Annotated in this window: 19 protein-coding genes and 1 tRNA gene; 10 read left to right on the forward strand and 10 right to left on the reverse strand. The window is 66.2% G+C overall.

All coding sequences use genetic code 11. The features are described 5' to 3' along the window. Positions 1-2: 2 nt before the first annotated feature. Positions 3-1,625, reverse strand: coding sequence for a citramalate synthase (gene cimA, locus IE266_RS12970; RefSeq protein ID WP_189680521.1), 1,623 nt, complete (start codon positions 1,623-1,625; stop codon positions 3-5). Then, a complete protein-coding gene (gene cysS, locus IE266_RS12975) occupies positions 1,622-3,010 on the reverse strand; it encodes a cysteine--tRNA ligase (protein WP_189680522.1) in 1,389 nt (462 codons plus the stop codon). Before cysS ends, cimA begins: the two co-directional genes overlap by 4 nt. 205 nt (positions 3,011-3,215) lie before the next feature. Here cysS and IE266_RS12980 point away from each other — a divergent pair, with 205 nt between their 5' ends. The 4 genes from IE266_RS12980 to IE266_RS12995 all read left to right on the forward strand — a co-directional run bounded on the left by IE266_RS12980 (position 3,216) and on the right by IE266_RS12995 (position 7,529). Then, entirely contained in the window at positions 3,216-3,560 is a 345-nt protein-coding gene (locus IE266_RS12980; RefSeq protein WP_189680523.1) for an MmcQ/YjbR family DNA-binding protein, read from the forward strand. Between the two features lie 53 nt (positions 3,561-3,613). Continuing rightward, the gene (locus IE266_RS12985; protein ID WP_189680524.1) at positions 3,614-4,786 is read left to right on the forward strand and encodes a pyridoxal phosphate-dependent aminotransferase; all 1,173 of its coding nucleotides are present in this window, start codon (positions 3,614-3,616) and stop codon (positions 4,784-4,786) included. Positions 4,787-4,907: 121 nt separating this feature from the next. Then, positions 4,908-5,756: a TPM domain-containing protein gene (locus IE266_RS12990; RefSeq protein ID WP_189680525.1), complete on the forward strand. Its 849-nt coding sequence runs from the start codon at positions 4,908-4,910 to the stop codon at positions 5,754-5,756. 222 nt (positions 5,757-5,978) lie between these two features. Further along, positions 5,979-7,529 carry a trimethylamine methyltransferase family protein gene (locus tag IE266_RS12995; RefSeq protein WP_189680526.1) on the forward strand — a complete coding sequence of 517 codons (1,551 nt, stop codon included), beginning with the start codon at positions 5,979-5,981 and terminating at the stop codon, positions 7,527-7,529. Positions 7,530-7,571: 42 nt separating this feature from the next. Here IE266_RS12995 and IE266_RS13000 read toward each other — a convergent pair whose 3' ends face one another. The 6 genes from IE266_RS13000 to pdxH all read right to left on the reverse strand — a co-directional run bounded on the left by IE266_RS13000 (position 7,572) and on the right by pdxH (position 15,144). Then, positions 7,572-8,486, reverse strand: a complete 915-nt coding sequence (locus tag IE266_RS13000) for a calcium-binding protein (protein ID WP_189680527.1) — start codon at positions 8,484-8,486, stop codon at positions 7,572-7,574. Positions 8,487-8,887: 401 nt separating this feature from the next. Further along, the gene (locus IE266_RS13005; RefSeq protein ID WP_189680528.1) at positions 8,888-12,547 is read right to left on the reverse strand and encodes a vitamin B12-dependent ribonucleotide reductase; all 3,660 of its coding nucleotides are present in this window, start codon (positions 12,545-12,547) and stop codon (positions 8,888-8,890) included. Between the two features lie 663 nt (positions 12,548-13,210). Beyond that, positions 13,211-13,287: transfer RNA gene (locus tag IE266_RS13010), tRNA-Pro, on the reverse strand. Between the two features lie 43 nt (positions 13,288-13,330). Further along, entirely contained in the window at positions 13,331-13,795 is a 465-nt protein-coding gene (locus IE266_RS13015; protein ID WP_189680529.1) for a DUF192 domain-containing protein, read from the reverse strand. Positions 13,796-13,800: 5 nt separating this feature from the next. Next, positions 13,801-14,409 (reverse strand): cold-shock protein, encoded by a 609-nt coding sequence (locus tag IE266_RS13020; RefSeq protein ID WP_189680530.1) that lies wholly within the window; start codon positions 14,407-14,409, stop codon positions 13,801-13,803. Positions 14,410-14,538: 129 nt separating this feature from the next. Beyond that, positions 14,539-15,144, reverse strand: a complete 606-nt coding sequence (gene pdxH, locus IE266_RS13025; RefSeq protein ID WP_189680531.1) for a pyridoxamine 5'-phosphate oxidase — start codon at positions 15,142-15,144, stop codon at positions 14,539-14,541. Positions 15,145-15,277: 133 nt separating this feature from the next. Here pdxH and fabI point away from each other — a divergent pair, with 133 nt between their 5' ends. The 6 genes from fabI (at position 15,278) to IE266_RS13055 (ending at position 21,743) form a co-directional block, all read left to right on the forward strand. Next, entirely contained in the window at positions 15,278-16,084 is an 807-nt protein-coding gene (gene fabI, locus IE266_RS13030) for an enoyl-ACP reductase FabI (protein ID WP_189680532.1), read from the forward strand. Positions 16,085-16,197: 113 nt separating this feature from the next. Further along, positions 16,198-16,701, forward strand: a complete 504-nt coding sequence (gpt, locus tag IE266_RS13035) for a xanthine phosphoribosyltransferase (protein ID WP_189680533.1) — start codon at positions 16,198-16,200, stop codon at positions 16,699-16,701. A 94-nt stretch (positions 16,702-16,795) separates the two neighbouring features. Next, on the forward strand, positions 16,796-17,971 hold the full coding sequence (locus tag IE266_RS13040; RefSeq protein WP_189680534.1) for an aminotransferase: 1,176 nt from the start codon (positions 16,796-16,798) through the stop codon (positions 17,969-17,971). A 74-nt stretch (positions 17,972-18,045) separates the two neighbouring features. Further along, a complete protein-coding gene (locus IE266_RS13045) occupies positions 18,046-19,890 on the forward strand; it encodes a peptidyl-prolyl cis-trans isomerase (protein ID WP_189680535.1) in 1,845 nt (614 codons plus the stop codon). A gap of 9 nt (positions 19,891-19,899) precedes the next feature. Further along, positions 19,900-21,411 (forward strand): anthranilate synthase component I, encoded by a 1,512-nt coding sequence (gene trpE / locus IE266_RS13050; RefSeq protein WP_189680536.1) that lies wholly within the window; start codon positions 19,900-19,902, stop codon positions 21,409-21,411. A 62-nt stretch (positions 21,412-21,473) separates the two neighbouring features. After that, complete coding sequence (locus IE266_RS13055) at positions 21,474-21,743, forward strand: DksA/TraR family C4-type zinc finger protein (RefSeq protein WP_189680537.1); 270 nt, start codon at positions 21,474-21,476, stop codon at positions 21,741-21,743. Positions 21,744-21,779: 36 nt separating this feature from the next. Here IE266_RS13055 and IE266_RS27190 read toward each other — a convergent pair whose 3' ends face one another. Both IE266_RS27190 and IE266_RS13065 read right to left on the reverse strand, forming a co-directional pair. After that, positions 21,780-23,117, reverse strand: a complete 1,338-nt coding sequence (locus IE266_RS27190) for a calcium-binding protein (RefSeq protein ID WP_189680538.1) — start codon at positions 23,115-23,117, stop codon at positions 21,780-21,782. 239 nt (positions 23,118-23,356) lie between these two features. After that, entirely contained in the window at positions 23,357-25,240 is a 1,884-nt protein-coding gene (locus IE266_RS13065) for a PhoX family protein (protein WP_189680539.1), read from the reverse strand. Positions 25,241-25,325: the final 85 nt, after the last annotated feature.

The raw sequence follows: 25,325 nt of genomic DNA on the forward strand, positions 1-25,325 counted from the left end.
GCTCAGACCTCGCAATCGCGCGCCAGTTTCCAGCGCATCGCATCCGAGAGCGCCTGGAAGCTGGCGTCGACGATGTTCGGCGAGACCCCGACCGTCGACCAGCGGCTGGCCTGCGAATCCTGGAAGTCGATGATGACCCGCGTGACCGCCTCGGTGCCGCCATTGGTGATGCGCACCTTGAAGTCGGTCAGGCGGACGTCCTCGATCAGCTCCTGATAGGGGCCGAGGTCTGTTTTCAGCGCCTGCCAAAGCGCGTTGACCGGGCCGTCGTCATGCAGGTCCTGCGGGTGCTCGTTCTTGAAGTAGCCGGTGCGCTTGGACCCATCGCGGAGCTGGACCGTCACCACCGCCTCGGATTCCACCACCACCTGACCCTTGGCGTTGCGGCGGCGCTCCGAGATCACGCGGTAGCGTTCTACCTCGAAATAATCGGGCAGCAGCCCCAGTTCCTCGCGCGCCAGCAGCTCGAAGCTCGCCTGGGCGGAGTCGTAGGCATAGCCCTCGTCCTCGCGCTCCTTCACCCGTTCGAGGATTCGCGACAGGCGCGGGTCGTCCTTGGGCACCTCGATCCCGGCATCGGCGAGGCGCTGGCGCAGGTTTGACTGCCCCGCCTGGTTCGACATCGGGATGATGCGGGTATTGCCGACCACCGAGGGGTCGACATGTTCATAGGTGCTGGGGTCCTTGAGGATCGCCGAGGCATGCAGCCCCGCCTTGTGCGCGAAGGCCGAGGCACCAACATAGGGCGCCTGGCGCATCGGCACGCGGTTCAGGATCTCGTCCAGCAGGCGCGAGATCTTGAGCAGGCCCTTGAGTTTCTCCTCGGGGATGCCGGTGTCGAACTGGCTGCGGTAGGGTTCCTTCAGCAGCAGCGTCGGTATCAGCGAGGTGAGGTTGGCGTTGCCGCACCGCTCGCCGAGGCCGTTCAGCGTGCCCTGGATCTGGCGCACGCCGGCATCGACCGCCGCGAGCGAACCCGCAACCGCGTTCTCGGTGTCGTTGTGGCAATGGATGCCGAGCCGGTCGCCCGGGATGCCGGCGGCGATCACCGCGCGGACGATCTCGGCGATCTCATGCGGCAGCGTGCCGCCGTTGGTGTCGCAGAGCACCACCCAGCGCGCACCGGCCTCATGCGCGGCCTTCACCGCTTCCAGCGCATAGGAAGGGTTGGCCTTGTAGCCGTCGAAGAAATGCTCGGCGTCGAAGAGCGCCTCGCGGCCCTTGGCCACGATATGGGTGATCGAGGCGCGGATGTTCTCGGTGTTCTCGGGCAGCGTGATGCCAAGCGCGGTCTCGACGTGGTAGTCATGCGACTTGCCGACGAGGCAGACCGCCTGGGTATTGGCGTTCATCACCGCCGCCAGCACCTCGTCGTTGTCGGCGGAACGGCCGGCGCGCTTGGTCATGCCGAAGGCGGTCATGGTGGCGCGGGTCCTGGGCGCAGCCTCGAAGAAGGCCGAATCGGTGGGGTTCGCCCCAGGCCAGCCGCCCTCGATATAGTCGATCCCGAGGCCATCGAGCGCGGTGGCGATGCGCACCTTGTCCTGGGTCGAGAACTGCACGCCCTGGGTCTGCTGCCCGTCGCGCAGCGTGGTGTCATAGAGGGAGAGGCGTTCGCGGGTCATTTCAGCGCCTCCAGCTTGGCCAGATCGAAGTCGGGACCAAGATCCCAGGTGCTGCCCGAGGCCGAATCCATCACGATGACCCCCGCCGCAGCGATACCGTCGCGCAGCGCGTCGGCGCGGGCGAAGTCGCGCGACTTGCGGGCTTCGGCGCGGGCTGCGAGCAGTTGTTCGATCAGCGCGGTAGTGCCAGCATCCACCGGCGACTCGGCAGCCCATTCGGGTGCGCTCTCGCCCAGCAGGCCGAGGAAGCGCAGGCTCGCGGCCAGCGCGGCACTCTCGCCCCGCGTCGACAGATCGTGCAGCGTGGCGATGGCCTCATGGGTGTTGAGGTCATTCGACAGCGCCCGCAGGATCGCCGGATCGACCTCGCCCGCGCCGGTGTCATCGGTGGTCTGCTCATACCACTTGCGCAGGGTGCGGCGCGCACCGGCGGCCTTGGCCTCGGTCCAGTCCATCGGCTTGCGGTAATGCGTCGACAGGAAGACGAAGCGGATCACCTCGCCCGGCACGCCCTGGTCCAGCAGGTCGCGCACGGTGAAGAAGTTGCCGAGCGATTTCGACATCTTCTTGCCCTCGACCTGGAGCATCTCATTGTGCAGCCAGTAACGGGCGAACTGGCCCCTGGGGTGAGCGCAGCAGCTTTGCGCGATCTCGTTCTCGTGGTGCGGGAACTGCAGGTCGATGCCGCCGCCATGGATGTCGAAGCTCTCGCCGAGCAGCGCCAGCGACATCGCCGAACATTCGATGTGCCAGCCGGGGCGGCCACGCCCCCAGGGGCTGTCCCAGCCGGGCTGGTCGTCGCTGGAGGGTTTCCAGAGGACAAAGTCCATTGGGTCCTCCTTGTAGGGCGCCACCTCGACCCGCGCGCCGGCGATCATGTCGTCGACCGAGCGGCCCGAGAGCTTGCCGTAATCGGCATAGGAGCGGACGCGGAACAGAACGTGGCCCTCGGCGGCATAGGCGTTGCCGTTGGCGATCAGGTCCTCGATCATCGCTATCATGCCGCCGATATGCTCGGTGGCCTTCGGCTCGCGGAAGCCAGCATCGGCGGAATAATCGACCCCAAGCGCCGCCATGTCCTGGTGGAACCAGTCCGTGGTGGTGCGGGTCAGCTCGTCGATGGCGATGCCGCGCTCGGCGGCTCGGTCGATGATCTTGTCCTCGACGTCGGTGATGTTGCGCACGTAGGTGACGTGCCCGGCGCCATAGACCTGCTTGAGCAGCCGGTAGAGCACGTCGAAGACCACCACGGGCCGCGCGTTGCCGAGGTGGGCGCGGTCATAGACCGTGGGCCCGCAGACATACATGCGCACGTTGTCTGGGTCGATTGGAATGAATTCCTCTTTCGACCGGGTCCGGGTGTTATGCAGTCTGATCGTCGTCATGGTCCAAGTCCTCGCACATCGGCGCTGGCGCGGGCTTAGCAACTTGTTTCAGGAGAGAAAACGAAAGAAACCGGCCCGCTGGTGATCAGCAGGGAATAATGCAGCAAATAATGATGCAGGTTGCTTTCATGGCCCCTCCTTACGCCCGGATCGACGCCCGATCAAGCGTCTTGCATGCGCGGCGCGGCTCTGCCAGCCTCGCGCCATGAACCGTGATATCGTCAATGCCATCTGTTCCACATTCCCCGGCGCCGAAGTCTCGGACCCCTGGGGCGGAGGCCATGATGCCTGGAAGGTCGGCGGCAAGATGTTCGCCTGCATCGGCGCGGTGCTGCCGGGCGTCTCGGTCAAGACGCCCGACGCCGAAACCGCCCAGATGCTGATCGAGGCAGGCGTCGGCGTGAAGGCGCCCTATTTCCACCGCAGCTGGGTGAACCTGCCCTGGGGCACCGCCGAGGAGGAGCTGCGCCACCGGCTGGAAGTGGCCTATGACACGATCCGGTCGGGGCTGACGAAGAAGGTGCAGGGATCGCTGCCGCCGCGCGGTTGACATTCCCCCGCCGCTCGGACTGGATGCGCCCGGCATTCTGTCGGAGATCTGTCATGCGCCTGTCCCCTCGTCTCACCAACCTGAACGGCGGCGGCTCGGACGGGTGGGAGGTGTTCTACCGCGCCCGCCAGATGATCGCGGCCGGGCAGAGTGTGATCGAGCTGACCATCGGCGAGCATGACGTGCGCACCGACCCGAGCATCCTCGGCGCGATGGACGCCTCGGCGCGGGGCGGGCACACCGGCTATGCCTCGGTGCCGGGCATCCCGGCCCTGCGCGATGCGGTGGCGGCGCGGGTCAGCGCGCAGAGCGGGGTGCCGACCACGCGCGACAATGTGCTGATAACGCCGGGCGGCCAGGCGGCGCTGTTCATGACCCACCACGCGGCCTGCGCCGAGGGTGCGCGGGCGCTGTTCATCGACCCCTATTACGCCACCTACCCCGGCACCATCCGCTCGGTCGGAGCAGTGCCGGTGCCGGTTGCCGCGCGGGCCGAGAACGGTTTTCTGCCCCGCCCCGAGGTAATCGACGCGGCGGCCGAGGGCGCCAGTTCGCTGCTCATCAACTCGCCCAACAACCCGACCGGGGCAGTCTATGACCGTGCGACGATGGAGGGCATCGCCGCCGTCTGCCGTGACCGCGACCTCTGGCTGATCTCGGACGAGGTCTATGACACCCAGGTCTGGGAAGGCGCGCACCTGAGCCCGCGCGCCCTGCCCGGCATGTCCGAGCGGGTGCTGGTGGTCGGCTCGATGTCGAAGAGCCACGCGATGACCGGCTCGCGCATCGGTTGGATCGTCGGACCGGCCGAGGCCATCTCGAACCTGATCGCGCTCTCGACGGTGACGACCTACGGCGTGCCGGGCTTCATCCAGGACGCCGCGCTTTTCGCGCTGGGGGCCGGGCTGGAGGAGCAGATCGCCGCGCCCTTCCGGCGGCGGCGCGCGCTGGCGCGCGAGATCCTCGGGCGGCAGAACACGGTGGGGCTGATCCCCTCGGGCGGGGCGATGTATCTGATGCTCGACATCCGCGCGACGGGGATGAACGGGCTGGCCTTTGCCTTTGCCCTGCTCGAGGAGGAGGGCATCGCGGTGATGCCGGGCGAAAGCTTTGGCCGGGCTGCGGCGGGGCATATCCGCGTGGCCATGACCATCGAGGACAAGGCCTTTGGCGCGGCGCTGGAACGGCTTTGCGCCTATACGGCCCGGCGGGCGCAGGCGGCGTAAATCCTTTGCCAAGGCGCACGGCCGCGCGCATGATGGCGGGCAGGAGGCGGGCATACATTGCGCCCGCTGGCGGGTTTTCCGGGGCGCGCCGCGCCTGATCAATGACTTTCGAGGTGTTTCCATGCCCTTCCTGATGCGGCTTGTGCTGGTGTTGACCCTGTTCGCCGGACCGGCGGCGGCGGATATCTGGCCGACCTATGACAACCCCTTCGTGAACGACCAAGCCGGGATCCTGCCCGACGAGAGCGAGGCGGCGCTGCGGGCGCAGCTGGAGCAGCTGAAGACCGATACCGGCATCGAGATGACCGTGCTGACGCTCAAGTCGCAGCGCGATTTTCAGCCGAACCTGTCGCTGGAGGAATTCGCCACCGGCATCTTCGACCGCTGGGGCATCGGCGACAGCGCGCGCAACGACGGCATCCTCGTGCTGGTGCTGCGCCAGGACCGGGCGATGCGGATCGAGCTGGGCAAGGCCTATGGCCGCGACTGGGACGGCGCGGCCGAGGACCTGGTCGACCGCAGCTTCCTCCCGGCCTTCAGGAGCTATGACTATCCCGGCGGCATCGCCACCGGCGTCAGCGACGTGATCGAGACCATCGCGCTGCCTTTCCAGGGCGGCACCGCTGCACCCTCGGGCGAGGGCAACGGGACCGGCTGGGGCATGGCGCTATTCGGCGGGATGGTGGCGCTGATGTTCTCGCGGGTCTGGCTGTCGCCGATCCTCGCGCGGTTCCGCAGCTGCGAGAACTGCGGCCAGCGCGGCGTGACGGTGCGCAACGAGGTGCTGAAACGCGCCAGCACCGTCACCTCCGGCGAAGGGCGCCGCACCGTGACCTGCCCGCATTGCGGCCATGTCGCCACCGCGCTCTACACCATTGCGCGCGAGTCCAGGGACCGGTCGGACAGTTCCTCGGGCGGCAGTTTCGGCGGCGGCAGCTCGGGCGGCGGCGGGGCCTCGGGGAAATGGTGAGCCGGCGGCTCGAAACCGACACCGCGCCGCAAACAGGACAGACGCCGCCGCGCCCGCGCTGAAACTGGAGCGCATCGTCGGGAGGCGTGATGCAGGGCGAGTTGAGCAAGATCAGCCTGGTCGTGCGCACCATCGGGGCGCAGCGGGGACGTGCCGCACGCGGGGCACCGCGCGGCTAGCGCCGTGCCGAATTCCCCCTTCTCCTGACATCGCGAGTCCGTCATGAACGATTCCGTCAAAGTTTCCACTTCCGTCCGCAGCGGCGGGCGCGCCGCGCGCCGTGCCGCCCGCGCCGCCCCGCTGGCCGAGCACCTGCGCCCGGTGCGCGCGGGGCTGGCCGGCGGCACCTACAACCCGCTGACCGAAGCGCAGATGGCGCGCATCCACCAGGCCGCGCTGGACGTGCTGGAACAGATCGGCCTCGCCGATACCCCCGAGAGTGGCATCCGCCACCTGACCGGCGCCGGCGCGGTGCTGAGCGAGGATCGCCGCATCCGCTTTCCCCGCGCGCTGGTCGAGGACACGCTGGCGCGGGCCAACCGCGAGATCGCGCTCTTCGGCCGCGACCCGGCGCATGACCTGGAGTTGTCGGGCACCCGGGTGCATTACGGCACGGCGGGCGCGGCGGTGCATATGGTCGATGTCGAAGGCCGGCGTTACCGCGAATGCACCGTGCAGGACCTGCACGACGCGGCGCGGATCTGCGACGTGCTCGACAACATCCACTTTGTTCAGCGTCCGATGGTCTGCCGCGACATCCCCGACAATCGCGAGATGGACCTCAACACCATCTACGCCTGCTGTTCGGGAACGAAGAAGCACGTCGGGGTCTCCTTCACCGAGCCGGCCTTTGTCGAGGACGGGCTGAAGCTCTTGCACCTGATCGCGGGGGGCGAGGAGAAGTGGCGAGCGCGGCCCTTCGTCAGCAATTCCAACTGCTTCGTCGTGCCGCCGATGAAATTCGCCACCGAAGCCTGCATCGTGATGGAGAAGCTGATCGAGGGCGGGATGCCGATCCTGCTGCTGAGCGCCGGTCAGGCCGGGGCCACCGCCCCTGCCCCGATCGCCGGCGCCATCGTGCAGGCGGTGGCGGAATGCCTGGCCGGGTTGGTCTATGTCAACGCGGTGAAGCCGGGGCATCCGGCGATCTTCGGCACCTGGCCCTTCGTTTCCGACCTGCGCACCGGCGCCATGTCGGGCGGGTCGGGCGAACAGGCGCTGCTGACAGCAGGCTGCGCGCAGATGCACCGCTATTACGGCATCCCCGGCGGCGCGGCGGCAGGCATCGCCGATGCCAAGCTGCCCGACATGCAGGCCGGCTGGGAGCAGGCGATCTCAAACGTCATGGCGGGGCTGTCGGGCCTGAACATGATCTACGAGGCGGCCGGGATGCACGCTTCGCTGCTCGGCTTCTGCCACGAATCGCTGATCCTGGGCGACGACCTGATCGGCCAAGCGCTGCGCTGCGTGCGCGGGATCGAGGTGGACGAGGACTCGCTCTCGGTCGAGACGATCCGGGCGACCTGCCTTGGCGGGCCGGGGCATTTCCTCGGCTCCGACCAGACGCTGGCGCGGATGCAGACCGATTACATCTATCCCCACCTCGCCGACCGCACCTCGCCCAAGGAATGGGACGAGAAGGGCAAGCCGGACCTGATCGAGAAGGCCACCGCGCGCAAGGAGCAGATCCTGCGCGAACGGGCCCGCGCGCGGTTCGACCCGGTCACCGACGCGGCGATCCGGGCGGCGTTCCGCATTCACCTGCCGGGATGAGCCAACGGCGGGACCGGCGGACCGGCCGGCCCCGCCCGCGGTTCAGAAGATGAAATCGCCCCGGCCCAGGTCTGCCAGGTCGGTGTTCAGCAGGGTGATCGTGGTGCCGGCATGATCGTCTATCACCACGTCGGCCCCCACCTGTGTCGCGTGGTTGTTCCGCAGATCGAACAGACCGGTGATCCGGGTGACACCGGACAGGTCGATCTTCTCGCCTTTGAGGTTGGTGTTGAAGTCGGTGATGGTGTCGTCACCGCCCCTGTTGAAGAAGACGAACTTGTCGGCGCCACGGCCGCCCGACAGCCGGTCGTCTCCGATGCCGCCGATCAGGATATCGAATCCGGCCCCGCCAAGCAGGATGTCCGCCCCCTGTTCGCCGCGCAGCTCGTCATTGCCGTTGCCGCCGGCAAGCTTGTCCTTGCCCCGACCACCGAAGGCGGTGTCATTGCCATCGCCGAGGAAGATCCTGTCATTGCCGCCACCGGCATGGATCGTGTCATTGCCCCTCGGGTTGAAGGCCACGCCGTCGCCGACCAGCGTATCGCTCCAGGCCACGTCCCTGGCATTGCCGAGGGTGATGTCCCAGTCCCGCAGCAGCAGGAAGGTCTCGATCGCCGCGGGCTGGCTCTCGAGCAGATCCGAAATGATGATGGGCGAGAAGGTCGCCATGTCGACGTTGACATTCGTGAAGGAGAAGCTGCCGAGGCCGGAGCTCACGTCGATGGTGCTGACGACGCCGCCGTTGACGTATGGAATGCCCTGATACTGGGTATAGCTGAACCCCGTGCCGTTCACCGTCACGGTGACGAGGGCGCCGCCATAGCTGCCCGAGAGGCTGAAGGAGGTCGCGGACGCCCCCGGAATGACCGTGCCTTCGGTCGTAATGAAGTCGATGACGCCGAAGAGGTCGTCGAAACTGTAGGGCCCGCTGGCGGGCAATGAAACTGTAATGGCCAATTATCTGATCCCCGTGAAAAATACGAATCTGTAGCGGGAAGCTTGGAGGCAATGACGCCAGCAGGCAAACGCTAATGCCGCGCGGCGTGGGCCATCGCCAAATAAAAACGGAGGGCCGAGGCCCTCCGTAAGTTTCGCCGTTCAGGCTCAATAGTTTACCGCCCGTGTTTTCTGCCTGCGGCCTGAACGTCGTCGGGAGCGAGCGCACCCGCCCCGTGTTCCACGAAAGGCCCGAAGACCTTCCGTGAGGCCGGACAGGGACGGACCATGGGGATCCGCGATGTCCTGCCCCGGTAGGATGACGGAACCGGGACGTCCCATCACCATCTCGTCGGGGTCCGGGCCGGCTGCGAGACAGCCCGTGACCCCTGCCGCGCCCTTGCGGGGCGCGGTGTTCGTTGTCAGCTGCAGCCGCTCGTTCCGCCGCAGGTATTGCACTTCATGCAGGTGCCGTTGCGCACCAGCGTGTAGTTGCCGCATTCGCCGCAGGCCTCGCCCTCGTAGCCCTGCATCTTGGCCTTGGTGCGGGCGTCGAGCGAGACGGTGCCGCTGGCCATGGCCGTGGTGGTGGTCGAGATCATCGCCGCGCCGGTCTCGGGGACCAGGGTCTGGAGCGCCGCGCTGGCGTCGCCGCCGCCGAAGCCGGTGGCGCGACCGCCGCGCAGCACCGCCAGTTCCTGGGGCAGACGCTTGCGCAGGTAGCCGGTCGAGCTGATCTGCTTGAGCACTTCAAGCGAGCGCGAGGCGGCGTTGTCCGACAGCTCGGAGAGGTTCGACACGCCCTCTTCCTCGCCACGACCGATGTCGTCGAAAGAGGCGCCCTGCGGCTTGACGTGGGCCAGGTCGGTGCGGTCGAGGTAGCTCACCGCCAGCTCGCGGAACACATAGTCGAGGATCGAGGTCGCGTTCTTGATGCTGTCGTTGCCCTGCACCATGCCGGCCGGTTCGAACTTGGTGAAGGTGAAGGCGTCGACGAATTCCTCCAGCGGCACCCCGTATTGCAGGCCGACCGAGACGGCGATGGCGAAGTTGTTCATCATCGCACGGAAGCCGGCGCCTTCCTTGTGCATGTCGATGAAGATCTCGCCCAGCGTGCCGTTCTCGTATTCGCCGGTGCGCAGGTAGACCTTGTGGCCGCCGACGATTGCCTTCTGGGTATAGCCCTTGCGCCGCTGCGGCATCTTCTCGCGGTGGCTCTTGACGATCTCCTTGACGATGATCTTCTCGACGATCTTCTCGGCGAGGACCACGGCCTTTTCCTGCTGGCTCCCGGATTCCAGGATCTCGGCGGCCTCCTCGTCATCCTCGACCAGGGCCGAGGCGAGCGGCTGGCTCAGCTTGGAGCCGTCACGGTAGAGCGCGTTGGCCTTGATGCCGAGCGACCAGCTGAGTTCGTAGGCCTTCTGGCAGTCCTCGATGGTGGCCGAGTTCGGCATGTTGATGGTCTTCGAGATCGCGCCCGAGATGAAGCTCTGCGCCGCGGCCATCATGTGGATGTGGCTGTTCACCGAGAGATAGCGCGTGCCCTTCTTGCCGCAGACGTTGGCGCAGTCGAAGATGTGGTAGTGCTCTTTCTTCAGGTGCGGCGCGCCTTCCAGCGTCATCGTCCCGCAGACGTGGTCGTTGGCGGCCTCGACGTCCTTGCGGGTGAAGCCCAGCGACTTCAGCAGGTCGAAGGTCGGGTCGTTCAGCTTCTCGGCCGGGATGCCCAGCACGCCCTTGCAGAACTCCTCGCCCAGCGTCCACTGGTTGAAGACGAAGCGGATGTCGAAGGCCGATTCCAGCGCCTGCTCGACCTTGGCGAGCTCGGCCGGGCCGAAGCCGTGGCCGGCCAGCGTGGTGTGGTTGATCCCCGGCGCGTTGCCGATGGAGCCGTGGCCGACCGCGTAGGAGACGATCTCCTCGATCTGGGCCGAGGAGTAGCCGAGGTTCTCGAGCGCCGCGGGCACCGAGCGGTTGATGATCTTGAAGTAACCGCCGCCGGCGAGCTTCTTGAACTTCACCAGGGCGAAGTCGGGCTCGATGCCGGTGGTGTCGCAGTCCATCACCAGGCCGATGGTGCCGGTGGGGGCGATCACGGTGGCCTGGGCGTTGCGGAAGCCGTGCTTCTCGCCCAGTTTCAGCGCCTCGTCCCAGGCCGACATGGCCAGGTCGACCAGCCGCGAGTCGGGGCAGTTGGCGTGGTCCAGCGGCACCGGCTTGACCGAGAGCGCCTCGTAGCCGTCCGTCGCGCCATAGGCCGCGTTGCGGTGGTTGCGGATCACCCGCAGCATGTGGTCGGCGTTCTTCTTGTAGCCGGCGAAGGCGCCGAGCTCGCCCGCCATCTCGGCCGAGGTGGCATAGGCCACGCCGGTCATGATCGCGGTCAGCGCACCGCAGAGCGCGCGGCCCTCGTCGCTGTCATAGCCGATCCCGAGGTTCATCAGCAGGCCGCCGATATTGGCATAGCCAAGGCCGAGGGTGCGGAAGTCGTAGGAGAGCTGGGCAATTTCCTTCGAGGGGAACTGCGCCATCATCACGCTGATTTCCAGCGTCACGGTCCAGAGCCGCGCCGCGTGCATGTAGTCGGCCGCCTGGAACTGGCCGTCCTTGAGGAAGGTCAGCAGGTTCATCGAGGCCAGGTTGCAGGCGGTGTCGTCGAGGAACATGTATTCCGAGCAGGGGTTCGAGCCCCGGATCGGGCCGTCTGCCGGGCAGGTGTGCCACTCGTTGACGGTGTCGTGATACTGGATGCCCGGATCGGCGCAGGCCCAGGCGGCGTGGCCGACCTGCTCCCAGAGGGCGCGGGCCTTGACGGTCTTGGAGACCTTGCCATCGACGCGGTTGATGAGCTGCCAGTCGGCGTCCTTCTCCACCGCCTTCAGGAAGGCGTTGGTGACGCGGATCGAGTTGTTCGAGTTCTGGCCCGAGACCGAGTTGTAGGCTTCGCTGTCCCAGTCGGTGTCATAGGTCGGAAACTCGATGCTGGTGTGGCCCTGCTTGGCGTAGTCCAGCACGCGCTTGACGTAGGTTTCCGGGATGGCGCCCTTCTTGGCGTCGCGGATCGCCTTCTTCAGCGCCTCGTTCCTGGCCGGGTCATAGGCGTCGTCGGCGCTGCCGTCCCATGCCTTGATCGCGGCGAAGAGCGCGTTCAGCTTCTGCTCGTGCATCTTCGAGCCGGCGACGATGCTCGCCACTTTCTGCTCTTCGATGACCTTCCAGTTGATGAAGTCTTCGATATCCGGGTGATCGGCGTCGACGATCACCATCTTCGCTGCCCGACGGGTTGTCCCGCCCGATTTGATGGCGCCCGCCGCGCGGTCGCCGATCTTGAGAAAGCCCATCAGGCCCGAGGACTTGCCGCCGCCCGAAAGCCGCTCGCCCTCGCCCCGGAGGTGCGAGAAGTTGGTGCCGGTGCCCGAGCCATACTTGAACAGGCGCGCCTCGCGGACCCAGAGGTCCATGATGCCGCCCTCGTTCACCAGGTCGTCCTGCACGCCCTGGATGAAGCAGGCGTGGGGCTGCGGGTGCTCGTAGGAGGATTTCGACTTGGTCAGCTTGCCGGTGGCGTGGTCGACGTAATAGTGGCCCTGTGCCGGACCGTCGATGCCATAGGCCCAGTGCAGGCCGGTGTTGAACCACTGCGGCGAGTTCGGCGCGGCCATCTGGGTGGCCAGCATGTAGCGCATCTCGTCGTAATAGGCGCGGGCGTCCTCTTCGGTGGTGAAATAGCCGCCCTTCCAGCCCCAGTAGGCCCAGGCGCCGGCGAGCCGGTCGAAGACCTGCTTGGACGAGGTTTCGCCGCCCATCTCGGCGCCTTCATCGGCGACCGAGCGCCAGAGGAACTCGGGCACGTCCTTCTCGGCGACCTTCTTCAGCCGCGAGGGCACGCCGGCCTTGCGGAAGTATTTCTGCGCGATGACGTCGCCGGCGACCTGGGTCCAGCCAGCGGGGATCTCGATATTCTCCAGTCGGAACACGACCTTGCCATCCGGGTTGCGGATCTCGGAGGTCGCGAGGCCGAATTCCAGATCAGCGTAGGCGTCCTTGCCGGCGCTGGTGAATTTGCGTTCGATCTTCATCGTGCTGCCTCATGCTGTCGGCCGTTGCCCGGCCTGCTTCCCGAAGGGATGGCGCCTTCCGATCCGAACCGCATAGCTCTCCCGCGGGGTGACGAGACTTCCCGTCGCCACCCGGAGGCGAAGCTGCATGGGCACGCGCTGATGCGTGCAATTGTGGTTTGGTTGACCCGTCCCGCGCCCTGTCGCCGCCTCTGGTTTGCTTTACCATATTTAGTGGCAGGTGACTTGGCCTACACAATCTGGCGTAATGCGCACCCAACGGTCAACGGGTTTTTTACCCTATGTCGGGATTCTTTTTGCTTGACCCACAAGCCCGAGGATTCGCCTGCCCGAGGAGCTACGATTCCTGCACAAGGGTGTATAAATCGGGCGCATTTCAGTGGCCCGGCAGCCGGGGGGCAAATCCCCAATATTTCTGCCTTTTCCGGCGCCGGCGCTTTTGGCTCCAAGGCCAGCTATCCCGAGATATGCACGAGTTTTCCGCAGGCTGCCGAGGGCCTCGGTCCCCTGCCCGACCATGTGGCCGACATGCTACAAAATCCCCTATGGGCAACCGCAGGATCGCGTGGGCCGCCGAAAATCGCCACACCATATATGGTGGGTCCTGGCCAGACAGGGGCAAAGCGGCCCCTTGCGGGGCGAATCTCTCGCTGAAGGAAGGAGTGGTCGGGGCGGCGGGATTCGAACTCGCGACCCCCTGTACCCAAAACAGGTGCGCTACCAGGCTGCGCCACGCCCCGGACCGAGCGCACCTCTAACCGCGTGATCGGGGTTTGAAAAGCCCTAACAGGGCCAGGCGGCCGGTCCCGGTGCAAAAACCGGGTGACGCATCACGCTGCCGGGGGCGATGCCATAGCGTTTTGCCAGGCCGCCGTTGATTTCGAGCACCGCAAAGACCTTGTCGCCGCCCTCGATGGCGGTGAGATCGCCCGGAATGGCGTCGTGGTGGACACGGGTCACCTTGCCGGTCACGTCGGTGAAGATCATGTCGAGCGGGATCAGCGTGTTCTTCATCCAGAAGGCGGTGGTCTGCGGGTATTCGTAGACGAAGAGCATCCCCGCCCCGCGCGGCATCGACTCGCGATACATCAGGCCACGGGCGCGCTCTTCGACGTCATCGGCGATTTCGACGGTGAAACGGGTCTCGCCCTTCGGTCCCTTGATCCAGACCGAATCGTCGCGGCACTCGCCGGCCTGGGCGGCCGTGCCCAAGACGCAGAGCGCGAGGGCGGCAAGGCAGGAACGCATGAGGATCAGTCCTGGTCGGCGGCGACAGGGTTGGCCGGCGTCGGGCTCTGCTCGGGAGCCGAGGCCGGTTCGACCTTGATCTCGACCGATTTCTGGGTGGCCACTTCCCAGGCATGGACCTCGGCGGCCATGCGGCCGCGCTTGCCCTCGATCACCCGCATCGCCAGGGCCTCGCCCGGCTGCAGGTCGGCCAGGCCCGACTGGCGCAGCACTTCGATGTGCAGGAAGACGTCCTCGGGGCGGCCGAAGACATTGGCAAAGCCGAAGCCCTTACCCTTGTCGAACCACTTCACCCGCGCCGGTTCCAGCGGCCGCTGGCGCAGGGCGTCCATGTCCATATCGGCGAAATCGGTGAGCACGGGTGAGTCGGCACGCTCGGGCGGCGTGATCGAGATGACCTCGACCGCCTGCACGCCACGTTCGGTGCGGTGGGTGATGACCTCGATACGGGCACCGTCGGCAACCGAGCTCTGGCCGAAGTTCCGTAAAACGTTAACATGCAACAGGATGTCGGGCCCGCCTTCGTCGGATATGACGAAGCCAAACCCTTTCGCGGGGTCGAACCATTTAACCTGGCCCCGCACGTGGTGCATATTGTTTAGATCGTCAGCCAAAAACAGCACCCATCACGTTTCTGTTTCATGATTTAACACGCAAAATGCGGTCAAGGATAGTCAAATTGAAGAACAACCGCTTGAACTCGGGCGTCCCTGCCCTACTCCTTGCGCCGCGTGTCGTCGAAGTCACGGATTGAGACGGGTGGTTTCCCAGGGCGCGTCGGGCCCGCTGCGGCGCCAGACGAAACGGTCGTGCAGCCGGAAGGCGCCATCGGCCCAGAACTCGATCTCGACCGGTACGATGCGATAGCCGCCCCAGAACGGCGGACGCGAGGGGCTGATGCCGTGGCGCGCCGTCACCTTGGCCACCTCGGCCATCAGCGATGCGCGGCTGGAGAGCGGGCGCGACTGGCGCGAGGCCCAGGCGCCCAGCCGGCTCTGCAAGGAGCGCGAGTTGTAATATTCATCCGCCTGCGGCCCGTCCTCGCGGGTGACGGTTCCGCGCACCCGCACCTGCCGGCGCAGCGATTTCCAGTGCATGACAAAGGCGGCCTTGCCGGCGCTGTCCAACTCGCCCGCCTTGGCGCTTTCGTAGTTGGTGTAGAAGACGAAGGCCGAGTCCTCGATCTCCTTCAGCAGCACCATGCGCACGTTGGGCAGCCCGTCGGGATCGACCGTCGAGAGCGCGATGGCGTTGGGGTCGTTGATTTCGGCCTTGGTCGCCTCGCCCAGCCAGCGCCGTGCGATCACGAAGGGGTCGTCGCCCGCGAAAATTCCATCCCGGTCGCTCATTCTGCCACCCTTGTCCTGTTGCCTGCCCGCATCGACCTGGCGCCACGCCTCACGCAACGGCAGGTTGGCACTCTTGAAGCACCTTTGCCATTCGCCTACTAGGTTTGCAAACAGCCTATTCGAGGGGACATAAATGTCGCAAAAACTGATGGCCGGCAAGCGCGGGCTGATCATGGGGCTGGCGAATGACAAGTCGATCGCCTGGGGAATCGCCAAGGCTTGCGCCAACGCCGGGGCCGAACTCGCCTTCTCCTACCAGGGCGACGCCCTGAAAAAGCGGGTCGACCCGCTGGCCGCGGAACTGGGCAGCGACATCGTCCTGCCCTGCGACGTCTCGGACGAAGGCTCGGTCGATGCGCTCTTCGCCGGTCTGGCCGAACGCTGGGACGGTCTCGACTTTGTCGTGCACGCCATCGGCTTTTCCGACAAGAACGAGCTGCGTGGCCGCTACGTCGATACCAGCCGCGACAACTTCCGCATGACCATGGATATCTCGGTGTTCAGCTTCACTTCGGTGGTGCAGCGCGCCGAGAAGATGATGAAGCCCGGCGGTTCGGCCCTGACGCTGACCTATTACGGCGCCGAGCGGGTCATGCCGCATTACAACGTGATGGGCGTGGCCAAGGCCGCGCTCGAGGCCTCGGTGCGCTATCTCGCCGAGGATCTCGGCAAGGACGGCATCCGCGTCAACGCGATCAGCGCCGGCCCGATCAAGACGCTGGCCGCCAGCGGCATCGGCGACTTCCGCTACATCATGAAGTGGAACGAGTACAACTCGCCGCTGCGGCGCAACGTGACGATCGAGGATGTCGGCAACTCGGCGCTCTACCTGCTGTCCGACCTCGGCTCGGGCGTGACCGGTGAGGTGCTGCATGTCGACGCTGGCTATCATGTCGTCGGCATGAAGGCGGTGGACGCGCCCGACATCGCCAAGGGCTGATCCGCCAGCCCCGACTTGACCCAGCGTCTGGCGGACCGCGCCAGACGCGCCCAAGCTTCCCTTGCCTCTTTTCGCGCGCTAAACAGACGCCCACCGATTAGATGGAGAGCGCCATGAAAGACCGCCTGCCGCACGAGAAAGGGTTTCACGTCAGCTGGGACCAGATCCACCGCGACTCCCGCGCGCTGGCCTGGCGGCTCGATGGCAAGGGGCCGGATGACGGCGCCTGGAGAGCTGTCGTCGCCATCACCCGCGGCGGCATGGCCCCGGCGATGATCGTGGCGCGCGAGCTCGATATTCGCACCGTCGATACGATCAGCGTGAAGTCCTACAACAACCAGACCCAGGCCGAGGCCCGCGTGCTGAAGCGCCCCGACCCCGAGATGATGGGTGACGGCACCGGCATCCTGGTGGTCGACGACCTCGTCGACAGCGGCAAGACGCTGGAACTGGTGCGCAAGCTCTATCCCAAGGCGCATTTCGCCACGGTCTATGCCAAGCCGGCGGGCGAGCCGCAGGTCGATACCTTCATCACCGGGGTGAGCCAGGACACCTGGATCTTCTTCCCCTGGGACATGGCCCTGCAATACGTCGAGCCCTACCGCGGGCGGGACTGACCCAGGACCCAGACTTTCGGAGGGGCGCTGCGGCGCCCCTTTTCCTCGCCGCACGCGCGCTATAGCGTCCCGTCAGTCTGACGGAGCCCACGACATGTCCCTGACCCGCACCAAGGCCACCTTCGCCCCGCCGATCATCGCTGCCCGGCGCTGGCTCGATGGCGTGACCTTCCCGCCCGAGCGCCCGCTCATCAACGTGAGTCAGGCCGCACCGGCTGCGGCGCCGCCGACCGAGCTGCGGCAGATCATGGCCGATATCGCGCTGAACGACGATTCGGTGCACCTCTACGGCCCCGACCTTGGCCTGCCCGAACTGCGCGCCGAGATCGCGGCGCAGTGGTCGGCGCATTACGGCGGCACCGTGACCCCGGCGCAGGTGGCCATCACCTCGGGCTGCAACCAGGCCTTTGCCGCCGCGATCAGCGCGCTGACTGGCGAAGGGGATGAAGTCATCCTGCCAACCCCCTGGTATTTCAATCACAAGATGTGGCTGGACATGAGCGGTGTCGAAGCCGTGCCGCTGGCCACCGGCACCGACATGCTGCCGGACGTGGCCACCGCCGCTTCGCTCATCACCTCAAGAACGCGCGCCATTGCATTGGTTTCGCCTAACAATCCTGCAGGCGTCGAATACCCCGCCGAACTGGTGCGTGCCTTCTACGAGCTGGCCAAGACGCACGGCATCAAGCTGATCCTGGACGAGACCTACCGCGACTTCGACGCCCGCAGCGGCGCGGCGCATGATCTCTTCACCGATCCCGACTGGCCCGAAACGCTGATCGACCTCTATTCCTTCTCCAAGGCCTTCCGCCTCACCGGCCACCGGGTCGGCGCGATGATCGCCTCGGTCGAGATGATCGGCGAGGTCGAGAAGTTCATCGACAGCGTCACCATCTGCCCCAACCAGATCGGCCAGCACGCCGCGCTCTGGGGGATGCGGAACCTCGGCCAGTGGCTGGCGGGCGAGCGGGCCGAGATCCTCGACCGCCGCGCCGCCATCGAGGAAGGCTTCCCGGTGCTGGCGGCCAAGGGCTGGAAGCTGCTCGGGCTTGGCGCCTATTTCGCCTATGTCGAGCATCCCTATGCCATCGGCTCGGACGCGCTGGCGCGCCAGCTGGTGCGCGAGGCCGGTGTCCTGTTGCTGCCGGCGACGATGTTCGTGCCCGAAGGCGACCCGGCCGGCGAGCGCCAGCTGCGCATCGCCTTCGCCAACCTCGACCGGGCCGGGATCGGGCTGATGTTCGAGCGTCTTGCCGCACTGGCCATCTGAGCTTGCCCCCCTTCGGGCGGGCGGATAGACAGAGGCGCAATCGAAAGGCAGACCACCGCCAGCAAGGGGGCAAAATGGCCGCGCGCGTCAAGAGTTTGGGGAATACAGTCGTCTGGATCATCATGGGCCTGCTGATCATCGGCCTGGCCGGGTTCGGTGCGACCAATCTGACCGGCACCGTCCGCACCGTCGGGCACGTCGGCGACCAGACGATCGACGTCGACACCTATGCCCGCGCGCTGCAGCGCCAGATGCGCGAGATCGAGGCCCAGACCGGCCAGGCGCTGCAGATGAGCCAGGCCCGCGCCATGGGTCTCGACCAGCAGGTGCTGAGCCAGCTGGTGACGCTCGCCGCGCTCGACAACGAGGCCTCGACGCTGGGGCTGTCGGTGGGCGACGAGAACCTGCAGAAGGAAATCATGCGCATCCCCGCCTTCCAGGGGATCGACGGCAAGTTCGACCGCGAAGCCTACAAGTTCGCGCTGGAGCGGGCGAACATGAAGGAAGCCGGTTTCGAACAGGACCTGCGCCAGGACAGCACCCGCAGTCTGCTGCAGGGCGCCATCACTTCGGGCGTCAAGATGCCCGACGCGCTGACCGATGCGATGATCGCCTATATCGGCGCGCGCCGCAGCTTCACCTGGGCGCTGCTGGACGAGAACGCGCTGGCCGAACCGCTGGCCGAGCCGACCGAAGAGCAGCTGAGTGCCCATTACGAGGCGCACAAGGACCGTTTCATGCGGCCCGAGACGCGCAAGATCAGCTATATCGAACTCACCCCGGCGACGATGCTGGACAAGGTGCAGGTCGACGACGCCGCGATCCAGGCGCTCTACGACAAGAACAAGGCCGAATACGAACAGCCCGAGCGGCGGCTGGTCGAACGTCTGGTCTTTGCCGATGACAAGGCCGCCAATACCGCCAAGGCCCAGCTCGAGGCAGGTGGCACCACCTTCGAACAGCTGGTGGCCGACCGTGGGCTGAAGATGGACGACATCGACCTCGGCGACATGACCATCGGCGATCTCGGTAGCGCTGGCGAGGCGATCTTCGCCGCAGAGGTGGGCGACGTTGTCGGCCCGCTGCCCTCCGATCTCGGCCCGGCGCTGTTCCGCGTGAACGGCCGTCTTGAGGCGACCAGCACCTCGCTGGACGAGGTCAAGGACGAGCTGCGCGAGGAACTCGCGGGCAGCCAGGCCCGCCGGATGATCGAGGCCGAGGTTCAGGGCATCGAGGACATGCTGGCCGGTGGCGCGACGCTGGAGGACGTGTCCAAGGACAAGGGCCTGCAGCTCGGCAGCATTGACTGGACCGCCGGCAGCAAGGACGGCATCGCCGCCTATGCCGAATTCGACAAAGCGGCTGCCGAGGCCACCGAGGGCGCCTTCCCCGAGGTGAAATTCCTCGACGATGGCGGCATCTTCGCGCTGCGGCTCGACCAGGTCGAGGCGCCCCGCGTCGAGACCTTCGACGAGGCCCGCGACGAGGTGGTCGCCGACTGGACCCGTGAACAGACCAGAGCAGCGCTCGAAGCGCAGGCAGAGAAGGCCGTGGCCGAGCTTGCCACCTCGGGCGATTTCGCCGCCGCCGGACTGACCCCGACCAGTGAAACCGGGCTGACCCGCACCGCCTTCATCGAAGGCGCGCCGCGCGACCTGCTGACCCAGGTCTTCGAGATGGCCAAGGGTGACGTGCGGGTGGTTCCGGGCGATGCCGGGATCGTGGTGGTGCGCCTCGACGACATCCTGCCCGCCGAGGACTCAGCCGAGATCACCATGCTCAAGCAGTCGGTCTCGGAACAGCAGAGCCAGGCGCTGGCCCAGGCGCTGTTTGCCGCCTTCGCCCAGGACGTGCAGCTGCGCGCCCGTCCCCGTATCGACGAACGCGCGCTTGGCGCGGTGCTCGGCAGCTTCAACTAGGCGACGTCAATGGCCCTTGTTCCCGATTACGAAACCTTCGCCCGCGCCTACGAGGCCGGGCGGAACCAGGTGGTCTATACCCGTCTGGCGGCCGATCTCGACACGCCGGTTTCGCTGATGCTCAAGCTGACCGGCGCCCAGAAGGACGCCTTCATGCTGGAATCGGTGACTGGCGGCGAGGTGCGCGGACGCTATTCGATCATCGGGACGAAGCCGGACCTGATCTGGCGTTGCCGGGGCGAGAAATCGGAGCTGAACCGTTCGGCCCGCTTCGACCCGGATGCCTTCGAGGCGATGCCGGGCAACCCTCTCGACGCGCTGCGCAGCCTGATCGCCGAGAGCCGCATCGACCTGCCCGCCGACCTGCCGCAGGCGGCCGCCGGTCTCTTCGGCTATCTCGGCTATGACATGGTACGCCTGGTCGAGCACCTGCCCCACATCAACCCCGACCCGCTGGGGATGCCCGACGCCGTGATGCTGCGCCCCTCGGTGGTGGCGGTGCTGGACGGGGTCAAGGGCGAGGTCACCGTGGTCTCGCCGGCCTGGGTGCATGACGGCCTCTCGCCGCGCGCGGCCTATGCCCAGGCGGCCGAACGGGTGATGGACGCGGTGCGCGACCTCGAACGCGCGATGCCCTCGGAAACCCGCGATCTCGGCGATGCGCACGAACCGGGCGCGCCGGTGTCGAACTTCACCCGCGAGGGCTATATGGCCGCCGTGGAGAAGGCCAAGGAATACATCCGCGCCGGAGACATCTTCCAGGTGGTGCCCTCGCAGCGCTGGACCGCCGAATTCCGCGAGCCGCCCTTCGCGCTCTATCGCTCGCTGCGGCGGACCAACCCCTCGCCCTTCATGTTCTATTTCAATTTCGGCGGCTTCCAGGTGATCGGCGCCAGCCCCGAGATCCTCGTCCGGGTCTTCGGGCGCGAGGTGACGATCCGTCCGATCGCAGGCACCCGCCCGCGTGGCGCGACGCCCGAGCAGGACCGCGCGCTGGAGGTCGAGCTGCTGGCCGACCAGAAGGAACGCGCCGAACACCTGATGCTGCTCGACTTGGGGCGCAACGACGTCGGCCGGGTCGCCAAGATCGGCACCGTGCGCCCGACCGAGCAGTTCATCATCGAGCGCTACAGCCACGTCATGCACATCGTCTCGAACGTGGTGGGCGAGCTGCACGAGGACAAGGACGCCATCGACGCCTTCTTTGCAGGGATGCCGGCGGGCACCGTCTCGGGCGCGCCCAAGGTGCGGGCGATGGAGATCATCGACGAGCTGGAACCCGAGAAGCGCGGCGTCTATGGCGGCGGCGTGGGCTATTTCAGCGCCGGCGGCGACATGGACATGTGCATCGCGCTACGCACCGCCGTGGTGCAGGACCAGAAGCTCTATATCCAGGCCGGCGGCGGCGTTGTCTATGACAGCGACCCCGAGGCCGAGTTCCAGGAAACGGTCCACAAGTCCAACGCCATCCGCCGTGCGGCGGCGGATGCGGCGCGCTTTGGCGGTTCCGGCAACCGCTGAGGCCCGCCCCTTGCCCTGATCGGCTCGTGCGCTATCCTGCGGGCTGCAAGCGGGAGGGCGCCATGGCAGGTGGCTGGGCAAAGGACGGCGCGGTCAACGAACAGATCGAAGCCTCGATCGAGGACGAGCTGAAGCGGCTCCAGATCCGCCGCGCGCTGGTCGGCGAAAGCCTGACCCATTGCGCCGAATGCGAGGAAGAGATTCCCGAGGCCCGCCGCATCGCGCTCCCCGGCGTCAAGCTCTGCCTCGACTGCCAGCAGGAACGCGATGCCCGCTTCGTTACGCGGGGCGGCATCAACCGGCGTGGGTCGAAGGACAGCCAGTTGAAGTAGGCCCCGTCCTCTGGATCAATCGAGGAGGCCGGAAGATCACAAGATCGCCATGAGATCGGCTGCGCTGACACCGAGAACCGTAAGTTCGAAATTCAGCCCATCTAACGTGATTACCGCGTCCGTTTCACCCTGGATCGTAAGAACCGAAGCACTGAAGAAGAGGCTGATGTGGTCTACTCCGAGTTCGAAATCGGTGATGACGTCGCGTTCCGCCGTCTTGTCACCGATGTAGCTCAGGAAATCGAAGCGATCGGCTCCAGGGCCGCCCGTCAACCGATCATTGCCATCGCCGCCTTCAATCCAGTCATTTCCGGCGCCGCCGACGAGGACATCGTTGCCGGAGCCGCCTATCAGCTTATCGTTGCCGGCACCTCCGAAAAGCCTGTCTCCGCCGTCTTCTCCGTGCAAATCGTCATTCCCGCCGCCCCCTTTCAGAATGTCGTTTCCGGTGCCGCCGCTCAGGTCGTCGTTCCCTGAATCGCCGGACAGGCTGTCGCCGCCGGGCCCTCCCAGGATCTCGTCATCGCCCCGGCCGCCCGAAATCGTGTCGTTTCCGCCATCGCCGAGAAGCAAATCGTTTCCGCCCCTGCCGCCGATGATGTCATCTCCGGCGCCGCCGGAAACCTCGTTGGCGATCCTGTTGCCGAAGACAAAGTCGTCGGCACTTCCGCCTATCAGGTTCTCGATCCCCAGCAGCCGGTCCGCTCCCAGGCCAGTGTTCTGTCTTGACCTGATGGCGAGGTCGACAGAAACCCCCGCATCTCCCGAAAAATCCGCCGTGTCGATCCCGGTGCCGCCCACCAGGAGGTCGTTGCCCCGGCCACCGGACAGCGTATCGTCGCCCGCGCCGCCTCTCAGTGTATCGCGGCCATCGTTCCCGAACAGCAGGTCGTCGCCCAAGTTCCCAAGCAGGGTATCGTTCCCTTTCCGGCCAAAGACCCTGTCGTCGCCCCCCAGCGCGTCGATGAGGTCTGCGCCAAGGGTTCCACGGATGATATCGGGCCCATAGGTGACTGGCACGGCTTCCAGAAGTCCCGCATCCACCGCGCGAATAGTATCGACATCGGACACCTCATGGCTGACCAGTCCGTCAAGATTTCCGGCGTTTTCCAGCATTTCCACATAGGTCCGGAACTGCAACGGATCAGTAAAAACGACAAACTCGACGGCGCCGGTGATCAGCAGCGAATACCACTCGCTTTCCGGCGAAATCACGCCGCGTACCCGTGGATATACGGCTTCGATGGATGCCACATTTGTGGCAGATCCCGTGACGATCTGGCGGTCCAGAACGTCGAACGCGCTGGCGCCGTCAAGGACGGTCTCGTTCGACAAAAGGTAAAATTTGGCTATAACGAATCCCACGTTGGTCACAAAAATTCAAAGGACGGCAGGCAGAAATTGCAGCGGGCCTGCGGTTCGCAGCCAGTCTTGCCCGACGCGGGCGACCGATCAAGCGATTTAGGCCGTGATCGCGGGCGCCAGCCGACCCATGAGGAGAATTGAATTACCGATAAACACCAATAGATTGCACAGCGCGTCCCGACCGGGCAATCTGATGGTTAAACGGGCGGCGAATTACGCGCCGCCCGCCTGTGTCATGTCGGAACCGATCAGCCGACCGGTGCGTCGTCGGCCCGCTTCACCGCGATGATGGCCGAGCGCGGCAGGATGCCCTCGCCGTCCGGGAAGGGCGCGTCGGGGTGCTGGATGCCGACGAACATCGTCTTGAGGTCGGCCGACCAGCAGAGCCCCGTCACCTCCGCCCCTTTGGGCGCGGTCAGGAAGCGGCGGATCTCGCCGGTGGCGGGATCGCCGGCGAGCATCTGATTGTTGCCCTGCCCCTCGAAGTCGCCCTCGTTGCTGTCGTCGCCGTCGGTCTGGATCCAGAGGATGCCAGTGCTGTCAAAGGCCATCCCGTCGGGCGAGTTGAACATGTTCCCGGCGGTGACATTGCGCGAACCGGCATAGCTGTCGGAGTGCTTGGCCGGGTTGCCCGCCATCACGTAAAGATCCCAGCCGAAGGCATCGGCGGCATGGTCGCCGCCCTCGGGATACCAGCGCACGATCTGGCCGTACTGGTTCTTCTCGCGCGGGTTCGGGCCGCCCACCGGCGTCTCGTCGCCAGCTGCATTCGGCTTGACGCCGCGCCGGGTGTTGTTGGTGAGCGCGCAATAGGCCTCGGGCTTGACCGGGTTGACCGAGATCCACTCGGGGCGGTCCATTGTGGTCGCCCCGACCCTGGAGCCGGCAACGCGGCTGAGGACCAGGATCTCCTCGATGCTCATGCCGGTGGCCTCGGGCGTCAGCGCGATCCATTCGCCCTTGCCGTCATCGTTGAATTTCGCAACGTAAAGCGTTCCAATATCGAGCAATTCCGAAGTGTCGGCACCCGGCACATAGGGCGCATCCGAGACAAAGCGATAGATGAACTCGCCGCGCTCGTCGTCGCCCATGTAGACCACCACGCGCCCGTCGGGGGCCAGCACCACCTCGGCGTTCTCGTGCTTGAAGCGGCCGAGCGCGGTGCGCTTGACCGGCACCGAAGTCGGGTCGGCCGGGTCGATCTCGACCACCCAGCCCTGGGTGTTCGGCTCGTTCGGGTCGGTCGAGAGGTCGAAGCGCGGCGCGAAGAGTTCATAGCCGTAACGCCCCTCGGCACCGATGCCATAGCGCTTCTGCTCGGGCGTCTGGGCAAAATCAGCCGCCGTCGCGCCGAAGTAGCCGTTGAAGTTCTCCTCGCAGGTCAGGTAGGTGCCCCAGGGCGTCTTGCCGGAACCGCAGTTGTTGAAGGTGCCGCGCGCGGTCATGCCCGAGGGGTCGGAGTTGGTCTGCACCAGCGCATGGCCGGCAACCGGACCGGCGAGGCGGATCTCGGTGTCCTGGGTGATGCGGCGGTTGAACGGGCTGTCGACCACGACCTGCCAGCCCTCGGCGGTTTCGGCGACTTCCATCACTGTCACGCCCTGCAGGTTGCGCAGCAGCTGCGCATCCTCGGCGCTGGCGGCCTTGCCCTCGGCATGGCGACCCGGCAGGTTGATCTCGTTGTTGGTGTATTCGCTGTTCACGGCGAGCAGCTGATGCCCGTCGACAAGGAAGCTCTCCATGCCGTCGGTGTTCTCGCCGAACACGCGGTCGGAGCTGGAGAGCGCCACGCCCTCGACCGGATCGAAGGCGGCGGCGTCGCCGAAGAGCGCGTCGCCCCAGCGCACCAGCGTCTTCCACTCATAGCCTTCCGGCACGTGCACGGTGGCGTCGGTGGTGGCGGCGATGCCCTCGAAGGCAAAGCGCGGCGCGGTCATGGCGCGGGCGGCGGTGCCGCCCAGCAGGCCGCCCATCGCTCCGGCGGCCGACCCCAGCGCGATCACGCCGGACAGGAAACCGCGGCGCGTGAGCGCCGAGGCGACCACGCGGTCGAATTCGGTTTCCATCGGGCGCGGGTCGTGCAGTTCGTCCCAGGCGTCCGCGCTCAGTCGGCTGTGATCAATGTCGGTCATGGCTTCAAGTCTCCGTGGTCATGATGGCGACTCGATAGGCCGTGAACGCAATAGGTTGATGAAGCCTGGACGACAGCTTTGTGAC

The organism is Seohaeicola zhoushanensis (assembly GCF_014656415.1).
GTDB classification, from domain to species: domain Bacteria; phylum Pseudomonadota; class Alphaproteobacteria; order Rhodobacterales; family Rhodobacteraceae; genus Seohaeicola_A; species Seohaeicola_A zhoushanensis.

Coding starts and splice junctions, on each gene's coding strand:
- IE266_RS12995 (WP_189680526.1), top strand. CDS start 5,979: ATGAACGATTCCGTCAAAGTTTCCACTTCCGTCCGCAGCGGCGGGCGC.
- IE266_RS12980 (WP_189680523.1), top strand. CDS start 3,216: ATGAACCGTGATATCGTCAATGCCATCTGTTCCACATTCCCCGGCGCC.
- cysS (WP_189680522.1), bottom strand. CDS start 3,010: ATGACGACGATCAGACTGCATAACACCCGGACCCGGTCGAAAGAGGAA.
- IE266_RS13065 (WP_189680539.1), bottom strand. CDS start 25,240: ATGACCGACATTGATCACAGCCGACTGAGCGCGGACGCCTGGGACGAA.
- fabI (WP_189680532.1), top strand. CDS start 15,278: ATGTCGCAAAAACTGATGGCCGGCAAGCGCGGGCTGATCATGGGGCTG.
- IE266_RS13040 (WP_189680534.1), top strand. CDS start 16,796: ATGTCCCTGACCCGCACCAAGGCCACCTTCGCCCCGCCGATCATCGCT.
- cimA (WP_189680521.1), bottom strand. CDS start 1,625: ATGACCCGCGAACGCCTCTCCCTCTATGACACCACGCTGCGCGACGGG.
- IE266_RS12990 (WP_189680525.1), top strand. CDS start 4,908: ATGCCCTTCCTGATGCGGCTTGTGCTGGTGTTGACCCTGTTCGCCGGA.
- IE266_RS13045 (WP_189680535.1), top strand. CDS start 18,046: ATGGCCGCGCGCGTCAAGAGTTTGGGGAATACAGTCGTCTGGATCATC.
- IE266_RS13005 (WP_189680528.1), bottom strand. CDS start 12,547: ATGAAGATCGAACGCAAATTCACCAGCGCCGGCAAGGACGCCTACGCT.
- IE266_RS12985 (WP_189680524.1), top strand. CDS start 3,614: ATGCGCCTGTCCCCTCGTCTCACCAACCTGAACGGCGGCGGCTCGGAC.
- gpt (WP_189680533.1), top strand. CDS start 16,198: ATGAAAGACCGCCTGCCGCACGAGAAAGGGTTTCACGTCAGCTGGGAC.
- IE266_RS13015 (WP_189680529.1), bottom strand. CDS start 13,795: ATGCGTTCCTGCCTTGCCGCCCTCGCGCTCTGCGTCTTGGGCACGGCC.
- IE266_RS13055 (WP_189680537.1), top strand. CDS start 21,474: ATGGCAGGTGGCTGGGCAAAGGACGGCGCGGTCAACGAACAGATCGAA.
- trpE (WP_189680536.1), top strand. CDS start 19,900: ATGGCCCTTGTTCCCGATTACGAAACCTTCGCCCGCGCCTACGAGGCC.
- pdxH (WP_189680531.1), bottom strand. CDS start 15,144: ATGAGCGACCGGGATGGAATTTTCGCGGGCGACGACCCCTTCGTGATC.